This is a genomic window from Pseudomonas iridis (assembly GCF_017980685.1).
In the GTDB taxonomy this organism is placed as follows: domain Bacteria; phylum Pseudomonadota; class Gammaproteobacteria; order Pseudomonadales; family Pseudomonadaceae; genus Aquipseudomonas; species Aquipseudomonas iridis.
In genome coordinates this window covers 302,571-314,143 of the sequence record NZ_JACXXO010000001.1, presented here as the reverse complement: position 1 = coordinate 314,143, position 11,573 = coordinate 302,571, and the positions used below count along the sequence as shown (strand labels likewise).

14 protein-coding genes are annotated in these 11,573 nt (G+C 60.0%); 7 read left to right on the top strand and 7 right to left on the bottom strand.

The genetic code is table 11. From position 1 onward, the window contains the following. Positions 1-99: 99 nt before the first annotated feature. Together IEQ42_RS01410 and IEQ42_RS01405 are read left to right on the top strand one after the other, a co-directional pair. A complete protein-coding gene (locus tag IEQ42_RS01410) occupies positions 100-1,032 on the top strand; it encodes a D-2-hydroxyacid dehydrogenase (protein ID WP_042561975.1) in 933 nt (310 codons plus the stop codon). Between the two features lie 118 nt (positions 1,033-1,150). After that, positions 1,151-1,600: a YcgN family cysteine cluster protein gene (locus IEQ42_RS01405; RefSeq protein WP_210702325.1), complete on the top strand. Its 450-nt coding sequence runs from the start codon at positions 1,151-1,153 to the stop codon at positions 1,598-1,600. Between the two features lie 163 nt (positions 1,601-1,763). On the opposite strand, the gene IEQ42_RS01400 is transcribed toward IEQ42_RS01405, so the two are convergent. The 4 genes from IEQ42_RS01400 to IEQ42_RS01385 all read right to left on the bottom strand — a co-directional run bounded on the left by IEQ42_RS01400 (position 1,764) and on the right by IEQ42_RS01385 (position 4,003). Next, positions 1,764-2,141, bottom strand: a complete 378-nt coding sequence (locus tag IEQ42_RS01400; protein WP_210702324.1) for a YgaP family membrane protein — start codon at positions 2,139-2,141, stop codon at positions 1,764-1,766. A gap of 81 nt (positions 2,142-2,222) precedes the next feature. Next, positions 2,223-2,693, bottom strand: a complete 471-nt coding sequence (locus IEQ42_RS01395) for an RNA methyltransferase (protein ID WP_007911337.1) — start codon at positions 2,691-2,693, stop codon at positions 2,223-2,225. Between the two features lie 203 nt (positions 2,694-2,896). Then, the gene (locus IEQ42_RS01390; protein WP_007911336.1) at positions 2,897-3,268 is read right to left on the bottom strand and encodes a YajD family HNH nuclease; all 372 of its coding nucleotides are present in this window, start codon (positions 3,266-3,268) and stop codon (positions 2,897-2,899) included. Positions 3,269-3,316: 48 nt separating this feature from the next. Next, positions 3,317-4,003 carry a spermidine synthase gene (locus IEQ42_RS01385; protein WP_042558095.1) on the bottom strand — a complete coding sequence of 229 codons (687 nt, stop codon included), beginning with the start codon at positions 4,001-4,003 and terminating at the stop codon, positions 3,317-3,319. A 79-nt stretch (positions 4,004-4,082) separates the two neighbouring features. Between IEQ42_RS01385 and IEQ42_RS01380 the strand changes: the two genes are divergently transcribed. Continuing rightward, positions 4,083-4,367: a hypothetical protein gene (locus tag IEQ42_RS01380; protein WP_210702323.1), complete on the top strand. Its 285-nt coding sequence runs from the start codon at positions 4,083-4,085 to the stop codon at positions 4,365-4,367. Here the strand turns inward: IEQ42_RS01380 and IEQ42_RS01375 are convergent. Next, positions 4,364-4,837 (bottom strand): cyclic nucleotide-binding domain-containing protein, encoded by a 474-nt coding sequence (locus IEQ42_RS01375; RefSeq protein ID WP_150594359.1) that lies wholly within the window; start codon positions 4,835-4,837, stop codon positions 4,364-4,366. The two genes, IEQ42_RS01380 and IEQ42_RS01375, sit on opposite strands and share 4 nt — an antisense overlap. A gap of 116 nt (positions 4,838-4,953) precedes the next feature. Further along, positions 4,954-7,008, bottom strand: coding sequence for a S9 family peptidase (locus IEQ42_RS01370; RefSeq protein WP_210702322.1), 2,055 nt, complete (start codon positions 7,006-7,008; stop codon positions 4,954-4,956). Between the two features lie 225 nt (positions 7,009-7,233). Between IEQ42_RS01370 and IEQ42_RS01365 the strand changes: the two genes are divergently transcribed. From IEQ42_RS01365 to IEQ42_RS01355, 3 genes are read left to right on the top strand one after another with little or no spacing between them, the layout of a single operon-like run. Further along, on the top strand, positions 7,234-7,731 hold the full coding sequence (locus tag IEQ42_RS01365) for an MFS transporter (RefSeq protein ID WP_210702321.1): 498 nt from the start codon (positions 7,234-7,236) through the stop codon (positions 7,729-7,731). A gap of 16 nt (positions 7,732-7,747) precedes the next feature. After that, on the top strand, positions 7,748-8,524 hold the full coding sequence (locus IEQ42_RS01360) for a class II glutamine amidotransferase (RefSeq protein WP_042558101.1): 777 nt from the start codon (positions 7,748-7,750) through the stop codon (positions 8,522-8,524). A 12-nt stretch (positions 8,525-8,536) separates the two neighbouring features. Beyond that, positions 8,537-9,079 carry a DUF2937 family protein gene (locus IEQ42_RS01355; protein ID WP_115147718.1) on the top strand — a complete coding sequence of 181 codons (543 nt, stop codon included), beginning with the start codon at positions 8,537-8,539 and terminating at the stop codon, positions 9,077-9,079. A gap of 85 nt (positions 9,080-9,164) precedes the next feature. Here IEQ42_RS01355 and IEQ42_RS01350 read toward each other — a convergent pair whose 3' ends face one another. Continuing rightward, on the bottom strand, positions 9,165-10,079 hold the full coding sequence (locus IEQ42_RS01350) for a LysR family transcriptional regulator (RefSeq protein WP_210702320.1): 915 nt from the start codon (positions 10,077-10,079) through the stop codon (positions 9,165-9,167). A 159-nt stretch (positions 10,080-10,238) separates the two neighbouring features. Between IEQ42_RS01350 and IEQ42_RS01345 the strand changes: the two genes are divergently transcribed. Then, positions 10,239-11,525: an MFS transporter gene (locus IEQ42_RS01345; RefSeq protein ID WP_210702319.1), complete on the top strand. Its 1,287-nt coding sequence runs from the start codon at positions 10,239-10,241 to the stop codon at positions 11,523-11,525. Positions 11,526-11,573 lie beyond the last annotated feature (48 nt).

Sequence of the window (11,573 nt, the reverse complement as noted above, 5' to 3'; positions counted from 1 at the left end):
GAGGCCCTGTTCTGGGCCTCGTTAACCCTGGAACTGTTTTTAACGCGATGGCCGCGATGAATGTTGCGGCCATCTGCACGATTTGCGAAAGGTTTGAAGATGCGCGTTCTGATTGCTGAACACGACCACGCGATATACGCCCGGCTGCTGCAACAGGCGGCGCCGGAGCTCGAAGTGCTGACCAGCGGCGACTCGGCTGAACTGGCTCAACTGGCTGCCGACTGCCCGGTGTGGCTGGGACAGCCGGATCTGCTCGCGACCTTGTTGCGCCAAGGGCATCAACCGCAATGGCTGCAATCGACCTGGGCCGGCATCACACCGCTGCTCGCCGACGGCCTCTGCCGGGATTATCGCTTGACCCGCGCGGTGGGGATTTTTGGCCAGGTGATGGCTGAATACGTGCTGACCTATATGCTCGGCCACGAACGCGAAGTGCTGGCACGGCTGGTCAGCCAGGTCGAGCGTAAATGGGACAACCGCACCGGCCAGAGTCTGGTCGGGCGCAAGGTGCTGATCGTCGGCACCGGCGACATCGGCCAGAGCGTGGCGCAGTTTCTGCTGCCGTTCGGCGTTGAGTTGTACGGCATCGCCAGCAGTGCCCGCGAGCAGGCGCCGTTTGTCGAGGTCGGCTCAATGGCGGATCTGCCGCGGCTGGTGGGCGAAGTGGATTACGTGGTCAACCTGCTGCCCAATACCGAACACACCCACGATATCTACGACGCGGCGCTGTTCAAGCAATTCAAGCCGACCGGGTTGTTCATGAACGTCGGGCGCGGCGTAGCAGTAGTCGATGCGGATCTGGTGGAGGCCCTCAAGGAAGGTCATCTGGCGGGCGCAGTGATCGACGTCTGCCGTCAGGAGCCACTGCCGCAACGTCACCCATTCTGGACGGCGTGGGGCTTGCTGCTCACCGGCCACAGCTCGGCACCGACTTCTCCGGCGTTGATGGTGCAGTTGTTTGTCGACAACTTGAAGGCGTATCAGGCGGGTGAAGCATTGCGCGGGGAAGTGGATTTCAATCGCGGTTATTGATCGCGTCGCCACAGAAACTGACAAGTGCGGGGCAACCGGCAGTCGCCAGCGCTTGGCCCGCAGGGCCTTCGGCACTAGACTGGCGGCCTTTTCACCACCTGATGTTGATGCTTGAGCCATGGCCGCCAAAGTCGAACCGTTCTGGATACGCAAAACCCTCGATCAACTGGATCTTGAGGAATGGGAATCGCTGTGCGACGGCTGTGGCCTGTGCTGCCTGCAAAAACTCGAGGATGAGCAAGACAACAGCGTCTACTACACGCGCATCGCCTGCAAACTGCTGGACCTGAAAACCTGCCAGTGCAGCGACTACCCGAACCGCATCAAGTTTGTCCCGGACTGCATCCAGCTCACTCCCGGCCAGGCTGAAGAGTTCAAATGGCTGCCACCGACTTGTGGTTATCGACTAGTGAGCGAAGGCAAGGATCTGCCGTTGTGGCATCACCTGGTGTGCGGCGACCGAGATGCGGTGCACCACGAAAGGATTTCCCAGTCCGGGCGCATGCTCGCCGAAGGCAGCGTGGCAGAGGATGACTGGGAAGATCATCTGATTTTCCGCGCGGGTTAACGAACAAACGTCCTGGATAATGTGTTGTTTATTAATACCGCCATCGCTGGCTTGCCAGCTCCCACAGGTTTATCTGAATGGCACAGATTCCGTGAACACTCCAAAACCCTGCGGGAGCTGATTTGCCAGCGATGAGGCCGGGAGCCTCATCGCCAACTCAGAATCAAACCCCGGCTTTCGGCGATTTCACCGAATCATTGCCAGTAACGGTTGCGGTGCTGGTCGCGGCCTCGGCGTTGGCCTTCAGCTTGCTCAGTTCTTCACCGGCGCGCTCAATCTTGGCCCGCACGTTGTTCATGTCCTGACGGCTTCTCTCGAACAGGCTTTTCACCGAACTGTGCCCGGTAATGCCGCGGGCCATGGCCACACCGCCAATCGCCACCTGAATCAACCCGAACACACCGCCACGGCGCAGGCCCTTGCCGACCATCACTACGCCGCCGGCCAGTGAGCCAATGCGCTCCCAGCCCTGAACATTCTGGTCGGATTGGGACTGAAACGGGGTGGATTCGATACGCTCGACGCGTTTGAGCTCGGTCATGATCTTTCTCCAGGCAATGAATAATGGATAAACAAGCTGACTGCCAGAGCGGTCAGCTTGTTCCATCGGATGTGCGACGCTTCAGCGGAATTTTGGCCCGGAGCGGGTATTCAGGCCCTTGGCCATGCGGTCGTAGAGCACAACGTTGACCGTCGCGGCGAGGTTCATGCAACCGGTGGTCGGGATGTACACGACGTCTTCGCACCAGTCGCGGATCTCTTTATCAAGCGAGCCGTCTTCCGGGCCGAAGATGTACAGCGCGCGGTCCGGGTGGGTGTATTCCGGCAGCGGGCGGGCGCCTTCCACGAGTTCCACAGCGACTGGCACGCAGTTGAGCGGGAGAATCTTTTTCAGATCATCGATACCGATCAGCGGAATGTCGTAATGCACGCGCTTGGTGTCGGTGACGAAATCGGCGGCGCGTTCATAACGTTTGCCGGTATAGAACACCGACGCCACGCCGTAACAGCCTGCGGCGCGCATCACCGAACCGACGTTCTCCGGTGATTTTGGGTTGTACAAACCAATGCAGCTGTAACGTTTGTCTGCCACGAGCGGGGAGCCTTCGGGAAAAAGAGCGCGATTATACGGGGATTGGGGGAGGGCGGGCAGCTTCGATATCTGCCGTGTCTGATCCGGCCTTATCGCTGGCAAGCCAGCTCCCACAGGTATTTCGGGGGTACACAAAATTGTGATCGACCCAAATCACTGTGGGAGCTGGCTTGCCAGCGATGAGGCCAGTGTGGGCATGAAGATCAGTCTTCTTTCTTCATCAGCCCGGCCAATGCAGCAAATGGATTGTGCGTCGCCTTGGCAATCTTCGGCGTGCTCAGCGAGCCTTCGCTGAAGTATTGCTGGTCGGTATAACGCGAGTGCTCGTTGTCATGGCAGTACAGGCACAACAACTCCCAGTTCGAGCCGTCCTGCGGATTGTTGTCGTGGTTGTGGTCACGGTGGTGCACGGTCAGTTCGCTCAGGCGCTTGCCGGAAAACTCACGGGTGCAGCGGCCACACACGTGCGGGTACATCTTCAGGGCCTTGTCGCGGTAGCCCATTTCCTTGTCGCGCTGGTTGTCGGCGAGGATGCGATCGAGCTTCGACGTGTTGGTGGGGGTGGACGAACTCATGGGTTCACCTTTGCAGAAGACTAAAGACGGTTATGTTCGCAGTTTAGCTCAGCCCTTGAGCTTCTCGGCAATCCAGATTGTGTGGCGCGTGCCTTTGTTGCCGTGGGCGAAGACTTGCACTTCTTCGGCCTTGAAACCGGCCTTCTTCAATTTGTCGGAAAACTGCCGATCGGCGCTGGCCGACCATACGGCGAGTACGCCTTTGGGGCGCAAGGCCTTGGCGCAGGCGTTCAGCCCGGCGGCGGAGTACAACCAGCTATTGGCCTTCTGGGTCAGGCCTTCAGGGCCGTTGTCGACGTCGAGCATGATCGCATCGAAACCGTTCGGCTCGCTCTGCAGCACATTGGCAACGTCTTCCTGACGGATCACCGTGCGCGGGTCGAGCAGCGGGCGGCCGGACTTTTCGCCAAGCGGACCACGGTTCCACTCGACCACGCCCGGGACCAGTTCAGCGACCACGACTTCGGCGGTTTTGCCCAGATGCTTGAGCGCAGAGGCGAGCGTGAAACCCATGCCCAGGCCACCGATCAGCACCCGCGAATCCGGACGCCCGGCGACCTTGCGGCAAGGGATCTCGGCCAAGGCATCTTCAGAGCCGTGCATGCGCGTGTTCATCAACTGCCCGCCGTCGCCACCCTGGATCTTGATGACGAAATCCTCGCCATACTCGAACAGGCACAGGGCACCGCCGCTTTCAGGGATCGGGGTGGTGTCGAGCAGAACAAAACGTTTCATGGAAATCTCTACAAGGGGGAAGGCAAGCAGGCCCGTTGGGAGTAGCCTGAGCGCAGACTAAGGCCAAACGGAGCCCTTGATGAAGCGCACCATTCTAACGGTCATTGCCCTGGCCGCGCTCGCGATTACTGCAGCGCAGGCACAGCAGGCCATTCCGGTCAGCCCGGCGCCGCAGCCCGGCTCGCCCGGCACCGCAACGCCGACGCCATACCCACAGATCACACCGATCAACATTCCCAAATCGGGCGCCGGCAGTGGCAGCCCACCGCTGGTGCCGATCGAAATGCCCAGCCCGCCAAGCAAGGATCAACCGTTACCGGGCATCGAGCCGAACGGCACCAAGGCGAAAACCCCGGGCGGTTAAATCTGCTGCGCCGCCAGTTGGCCGTCAGCCATGCGCAGGCGTTTGGACAGCGAAACGGCGAGGGCGCGGATGATCTTGGCGGCGATCTTCGGTGCGTCGTTGAGCATTTTTTCCAGCGAATCCTTGCCCAGGTTCAGCAACTGACAATTGCTCGCCGCGATGCACGTCGCCGAACGTCGCTCGCCATCGAGCACGGCCATTTCTCCGAATGCCCGACCGCTGCGCAGCGTGGCCATGGTAATGACCTGGCCGTCGGGCCCGGTTTTCTGCACGGCGACCTGGCCGGTGTGAAGAATGCACATGAAGCTGCCGGCATCGCCTTCACGGAAAATCGCCTCGCCCTCAGCCACGGTGCTGATGCTGAAGTAGCCGGATGCTGCGGCAAAGTCCGCGAGCAGCAATTGATCGAACAGGCCGCAATCCATCAGCCAGTCGCGGATTTCGTTGTTCAGTAAGGTTGGTTCTGACATGTCATTGCTGTCTTTTTGTTTTCTCGGTTTCAGGCGCTATATGAACCCTACATTGGATTTGTGGGGTATCGGCCTCTTGGGTCTGCAATTAAGACCCAAGTGACCGACGGAGTTCCTCAGGCAAGCCCCAGAACCTTGAAAACAAATGCATATTCGAGCGCTACGTCACGTAATCCCTGATATCGCCCGCTCATTCCGCCATGGCCTGCGCCCAATTCGGTCTTGAGCAGGAGCACGTTGTCGTCAGTCTTGTTCGCGCGCAGTTTCGCCACCCACTTGGCCGCTTCCCAGTACTGCACGCGGCTGTCGTTGTAGCCGGCGATGACCAGCGTCGCGGGATAATCCTGCGCGCTGACGTTTTCGTACGGCGCATAGGCCTTGATCCGCTCATAGACGTCCGGGTCTTCGGGATTGCCCCACTCGTCGTATTCCGTGACGGTCAGCGGCAGCTCCGGGTCGAGCATGGTGTTGAGTACGTCGACGAACGGTACTTCGGCAATCGCCACACCAAACAGATCCGGCCGCTGATTAAGCACCGCGCCAATCAGCAAACCGCCGGCGCTGCCACCACTGATCGCCAGTTGTGGCGCAGTGGTGATGCCGTTGAGAATCAAAAACTCGGCGCAGGCGATGAAGTCGCTGAAGGTGTTGTGCTTGTGCTCCTGCTTGCCGGCGCGATACCAGGCTTCGCCCAGCTCACCGCCGCCGCGCACGTGGGCGATGGCGAAGGCCATGCCGCGATCGAGCAGGCTCAAACGGGCATGGGAGAACCACGGGTCGAGGCTCGAACCGTAAGCGCCGTACCCATAGAGGTAGAGCGGCACCGGTTTGCCGACCATTTCACGTTTCATCACCAGACTGATCGGCACTTGCGTACCGTCCGGAGCGGTCGCCCACAGGCGCTGGCTGACGTAGGCGTCGGCGTCGAACGGGCCGAGCACCGGGGTTTCCTTGAGGACGGTTTGGTCACCCGTCGCCAGAATCAGTTGGCGTACCTGAGCGGGGCGATTCAAGGCCTCGTAGCGCAGACGAATGCGATCGCTTTCAAATTCCAGGCTGTTTTGCACGTAGAGGCTGTAGGCCGCGTCCGGCAATTGCACGCGATAAGGCGTCAGGCCATGTGGGTGAACTTCAATGATCGGCAGTCCACCTTCGCGCAGGCTCAGGGTCATCGCTTCGGTGTTGAGGGTCACGCCGTCGAGCATCACCGTATCGCTGTGCGCGATCAGGTTCTGCCAGTCGGCCTCGCTCGGTGCGACACCCGTATCCGGCGCTTGATACAGCGCGAAGTTGATGCCGTCGCGGTTGGTGCGGATAAACCACGTCCACGCGCCATCGAGCATGCCGTGATCGACATCGTATTCATGGTCTTCGACCCGAGGCGCCAGGCAAGTGAACGGCAGATGCGGCTGGTTGGCGTCCAGCGCCCAGACTTCGCTGGTGGTCTTGCTGCCCAGCGACAGCAGCAATTGCTGCTCGGAGCTTGAGCGGTAGCAGTGCAGGAAAAAGCGCCCGTCCGGTTCGTGGAACACTTCTTCGGCCGCGGTGCCGTCCAGGCGATAACGGAACAGTTTGTACGGGCGATGAGTGTCGTCGAGGGCGCCGAAAAACAGCGTCAGACTGTCGTTTGCCCACGTCATGCTGCCATCGCAGTCTTCGAATTCCAGTTCGCTGACCTTTTCGTTGGACAGTTCCTTGACGAACAGGGTGTAAATTTCATCGCCCGAGGCATCGACGCTGTAGGCCAGACGCTGGTGATCGGGGCTGATGCTGAAAGCACCCAGCGAAAAGAAGCCGCCATCGGCCAGCACGTTCGGGTCGAGCAGCAGCTGTTCGCGGCTTTCGTCGAGGGTCAGGCTGTCGTCCGCCGGGCGCGGGCAACGGTAATGCCGAGCGTATTCATCGCCCGCCGTGGTGCGCGTGTAATAAAGGTACGGACCCCACGGCGAGGGCAGGGACAAATCGGTTTCAAGGATGCGGCCCTTGATCTCTTCGAACAGGGTTTCGCGCAGCCCGGCCTGATCGGCGGTTTGCGCTTCCTGATAGGCGTTTTCAGCCTTGAGGTAATCGAGCACCGCGTCGGTGTCGCGTTCCTGCAGCCAGGCATACGGGTCGGCACCGGCCGCCTTGCGGGCAATCGGGGCACTGATGACGTTGGCGGATTGGGGCATGGAAGGCTCTCGGACAATGTACGGAATCAGGGTTTTCGCCGCTCTGGAAATCACCGCAGCCTCTGTAGGAGCGAGCCTGCTCGCGAAAGCGGTGGGTCAGATAATGATGTTTCAACTGACCGTCCGTATTCGCGAGCAGGCTCGCTCTCACAGGTTGTGTGTCTATTGTGACAAGCCTGGCGGGCGAAAAGTCGTTACTATAAGCGCCTCTTTGCCTGCCTTGCCATGGACACCATGACCGAGAACGACTATCTGATCGCCTGGGGCCTCTACGGCTTTGCCGCTGTAGGCTGCCTGTTGGTATGGATGCGCCTGACCCGCTGGATGTGGCGCTGGTTGCGCGAGCCACTTCGTGTACTGATGGCAGTGTTGCTGTTCAGCCCGACTATCGTTGATCCGGTGAAGGAAATGGTCGCCCCGGCCATCGCCATCACTGCGCTGGATCTGGCGTTCAAGGTGGGCAACAACGCCTGGCGGGCGGTCTCCGATCTGTTCATGTACGGCATGATTGCCTTCGGCATCTACCTGATTTACGTGCTGATCCGCTTGCCGATCGAGCGCGCGTCCAGAACTCGCCGCGAACAGGCTGAAGCTGCCAAAGCCGCCGCCCGCGCCGACGATCGTGACGATGATCAACCATTCGGCGGCGCCGGAGACGACCGCTACGGTCGCCCGCCGGTACCGAACAATCCGCAGCGCATGCGGGTCGAGCCGCGGCTGTAATCCCGAGAGTCCGCACATGTGTGAATTACTGGGCATGAGTGCCAACGTGCCGACCGATATCGTCTTCAGCTTCACCGGGCTGATGCAGCGCGGCGGTCGCACCGGCCCGCACCGCGACGGTTGGGGCATTGCGTTCTATGAAGGCCGCGGTCTGCGGCTGTTCCAGGATCCGGCGGCGAGTTGCGAGTCGGAAGTCGCCAACCTGGTTCAGCGCTATCCGATCAAGAGTGAAGTGGTCATTGGCCACATCCGTCAGGCCAATGTCGGCAAGGTCTGCCTGTCCAACACCCACCCGTTCGTCCGCGAACTGTGGGGGCGCAACTGGTGCTTCGCGCACAACGGCCAACTCGCCGACTTCACCCCGATCAAAAGTTTCTACCGCCCGGTCGGAGATACCGACAGCGAAGCGGCGTTCTGCGATTTGCTCAACCGCGTGCGTGCAGCATTTCCCGAGCCGGTCGATATAGAAGTGCTGCTGCCGGATCTGGTCGCCGCGTGCGCCGAATACCGCAGCAAAGGCGTGTTCAACTGCATGCTCAGCGACGGCGACTGGCTGTTCTGCTATTGCACGACCAAACTGGCACAGATCACCCGGCGCGCACCGTTCGGTCCGGCGCGGCTCAAGGATGTCGACGTGATCGTAGATTTTCAGGCCGAAACCACGCCAAACGATGTGGTGACGGTCATTGCGACTGAACCGTTGACCGAAAACGAAACCTGGACCCGCTACGAACCGGGCCAATGGAGCCTGTGGCGACGCGGCGAATGCGTAAGTCAGGGCAAGACCGAATAAGGATTGCACTCCATGTTGCTCAGTTATCTACGGCTGGTGTTGTTTGCGGCGGGCCTGTTGATCGGTGTCCAGGTGCCGGGATTCATCAACGATTACGCGAAGCGGGTCGAGGCGCATCTGATCGAGGCGCAGACCGGTCTGCGCGGGTTTCAGGGCACTGCCGAGCAGTTCTTCAAGGGCGACATTCAGGCGCTGGTCGCGCATTACCGCGCCAGTGAAGACCCTGTGTTTCGCAGCGATGCCGACAGCCTGAGCACTATGCTCAACCGTCAGATTGCACTGGATAAGCAATTCCAGGCGATGCAGGGCCCTTGGTACATCCGCTTCCTGCAAGTGGTGCTGGCCGCCGATCCGGATATTCGCAAGGAAACCTGGAATGGCTACAGCTATCAGATTCTGCTGACGCCGGAAGCCATGATCTGGGGCATGAGCGGGGCGTTATTGCTGTCGTTCGGCATCGAATGCCTGTTCCGGCTGATCGACTGGGTGGTGCTGGGCGGCAGGCGCCTGCGCCAGAGCCGGCCGATCGAAGACCGGGACGTGCGCGGCCTGTAAAAGCTCAAGATCAAAAGATCGCAGCCTGCGGCAGCTCCTACACTGATCTCTGTAGGAGCTGCCGCAGGCTGCGATCTTTTGATTTTTAAAAGGGCAGCTCGATATAACCCGTGCCCACCTTGCGCGCATACCCCGCCAACACCTGCTGACACAACGTCACAATCTCCTCGACCCACTCCACACCCACCCGCCACGACACCACCACCTGCAAATTCGGTGGGCACTGATCAATGGCGAGCAAGGTCAGTTCACCCCGCGCCAACTCTTCGGCCACCAGCACCGGTGGCAGCGCACCAATGCCAAACCCGTCACGCAGTAACCGGGTAATCGCCGACACCGAATTCACGCAGTTCAAGCGCGGCGCCAACACGCCGCTGGCCTGCATCAGCGCCAGAATGTCTTGATGCGGTCGCGAGTTTTTCGAGTAGGTGATGATCCGCTCCTGTGCCAGTTCGGCGAGATCGGCGTACTCGCGGTTGTAGATCGAATTGCTGGCGACGATCCAGCCCAGCGGATGGCTGGCCAGTTCCAGACTGCGCACGCTTTCATGGCGCACCAGGTCTGTTTGCAGGATGAGATCGAGAAAACCTTTTTGCAGCTGATCGCAGAGATTGAGCGACGTATCCGCCACCAACTCGATTTCAACTCGCGGATACAGCTCGGTCATCTGCGCCACCAACGGGCTCAGCCAGGTGTGAATCACCGTGTCCATGACACCGATACGCACACGGCCGACTTTGCTCGAACGGGTCTCGATCGATTGCTTCAGTGCCTGCATGGTGTCGAGCATCTGCTCGGCATAGTCCAGCACTTTCAAGCCTTCGGGCGTCAGACTCACGCCACGCGAATCACGCAAAAACAGCTTCACACCGAGTTCGCCTTCAAGCACCGCGATGCGGCTGGAAATAGACGCCTGGGTGGTGAACAGCTTGTCGGCGGTCAGACGAAAACTCTTCAGCCGGGCGACCCAGACAAAGGTCTCGAGAAACTTCAGGTTCATGGGCAAGGCTCGGGTGACAAGTTTTTCTTATGCCTAAGGCGGGGTTTTATTCGTTGGACGCAGCAGGGCTACGAGACGAAAAATCGGCGCATCCGGTTCCCACGATAGGCGTCGTCGGGGCTGCGAACAAGACCAATAAAAAACCTGCGGAGATTTGCCATGAGTGCTCCCGACACTATCGATCTATCCAAGCCATCGGCGCGTCCGGGGCCGTTCGACTGGTATCGCAACATCAACCAACAGGAGCGCCGCACGTTCTGGAGCTGCAAGATCGGCTACGGTCTGGACGGCATGGACACGCAGATGCTCAGTTTCGTCGTGCCGACCCTGATCGCGATGTGGGGCATCACGACCGGTGAAGCGGGACTGATTCACACCAGCACCTTGATCGCCTCGGCCATTGGCGGTTGGGTCGCCGGCATTCTCTCCGACCGCATCGGTCGCGTGCGCACGCTGCAACTGACCGTGCTGTGGTTTGCCTTCTTCACCTTCCTGTGCGGCTTCGCGCAAAACTACGAACAACTGCTGATCGCTCGCACCCTGATGGGCTTCGGTTTCGGCGGTGAATGGACCGCAGGCGCAGTGCTGATCGGCGAGGTGATCCGCGCCAAGGATCGCGGCAAAGCAGTCGGCATGGTGCAATCCGGTTGGGCGTTGGGCTGGGGCCTGACCGCGATTCTGTATGCGCTGCTGTTTTCGGTATTGCCGCCGGAAGACGCCTGGCGGGCGCTGTTCATCCTCGGCATTGTTCCGGCGATTTTCGTGATTTTCGTGCGGCGTCTGGTCAAAGACCCGGAGATCTATCGCGAGGCCAAGGCTGCGCAAACTCCGGAAAATCAGGCGAAGTTCTACGAGATATTCGCCCCCGGCATGCTCTTCACCACAATCCGTGCGTCGTTGCTGACCACCGGTGCGCTGGGCGGCTACTACGCGATCACTTCCTGGCTGCCGACCTTCCTGAAAAACGAGCGTGGCTTGAGTGTGCTCGGCACGGGCGGTTATCTGGCGATGGTCATCGTCGGCTCTTATGTCGGCTATGTGATCAGCGCCTATCTGACCGACCTGTTGGGTCGCAAGAAGAACTTCATCCTCTTCGCCGTCGGTTCGTTCACCATCGTTCTGCTGTACACGCAATTGCCAGTGAGCAACGGCGTGATGCTGTGGCTGGGCTTTCCGTTGGGGTTCTTTGCTTCGGGGATTTTCAGTGGCATGGGCGCGTTTCTCACTGAGCTGTTCCCCACGCGAATTCGTGGTTCAGGCCAAGGTTTCTGCTACAACATCGGCCGGGCACTGGCGGCACTGTTTCCGCTGTTTATCGGTCTGCTCAGCGAGAAAGTGCCATTGAGCGTGGGCATTGGGGCCTTTGCCGCGGTGTCGTACGGCGTGGTGATTCTCGCGGCGTTGAGCCTGCCGGAGACTCGCGGCAAGCAACTGGACGCGCAGTAACTGATAACCTGCGGGGCATTGCCCAACGGGCTTTGTCCTACGGATAGA

What these genes read in the sequence shown, in the direction of transcription:
- IEQ42_RS01410 (WP_042561975.1), top strand. Translation starts at nt 100, where the DNA reads ATGCGCGTTCTGATTGCTGAACACGACCACGCGATATACGCCCGGCTG.
- IEQ42_RS01405 (WP_210702325.1), top strand. Translation starts at nt 1,151, where the DNA reads ATGGCCGCCAAAGTCGAACCGTTCTGGATACGCAAAACCCTCGATCAA.
- IEQ42_RS01400 (WP_210702324.1), bottom strand. Translation starts at nt 2,141, where the DNA reads ATGACCGAGCTCAAACGCGTCGAGCGTATCGAATCCACCCCGTTTCAG.
- IEQ42_RS01390 (WP_007911336.1), bottom strand. Translation starts at nt 3,268, where the DNA reads ATGAGTTCGTCCACCCCCACCAACACGTCGAAGCTCGATCGCATCCTC.
- IEQ42_RS01385 (WP_042558095.1), bottom strand. Translation starts at nt 4,003, where the DNA reads ATGAAACGTTTTGTTCTGCTCGACACCACCCCGATCCCTGAAAGCGGC.
- IEQ42_RS01380 (WP_210702323.1), top strand. Translation starts at nt 4,083, where the DNA reads ATGAAGCGCACCATTCTAACGGTCATTGCCCTGGCCGCGCTCGCGATT.
- IEQ42_RS01375 (WP_150594359.1), bottom strand. Translation starts at nt 4,837, where the DNA reads ATGTCAGAACCAACCTTACTGAACAACGAAATCCGCGACTGGCTGATG.
- IEQ42_RS01370 (WP_210702322.1), bottom strand. Translation starts at nt 7,008, where the DNA reads ATGCCCCAATCCGCCAACGTCATCAGTGCCCCGATTGCCCGCAAGGCG.
- IEQ42_RS01365 (WP_210702321.1), top strand. Translation starts at nt 7,234, where the DNA reads ATGGACACCATGACCGAGAACGACTATCTGATCGCCTGGGGCCTCTAC.
- IEQ42_RS01360 (WP_042558101.1), top strand. Translation starts at nt 7,748, where the DNA reads ATGTGTGAATTACTGGGCATGAGTGCCAACGTGCCGACCGATATCGTC.
- IEQ42_RS01355 (WP_115147718.1), top strand. Translation starts at nt 8,537, where the DNA reads ATGTTGCTCAGTTATCTACGGCTGGTGTTGTTTGCGGCGGGCCTGTTG.
- IEQ42_RS01350 (WP_210702320.1), bottom strand. Translation starts at nt 10,079, where the DNA reads ATGAACCTGAAGTTTCTCGAGACCTTTGTCTGGGTCGCCCGGCTGAAG.
- IEQ42_RS01345 (WP_210702319.1), top strand. Translation starts at nt 10,239, where the DNA reads ATGAGTGCTCCCGACACTATCGATCTATCCAAGCCATCGGCGCGTCCG.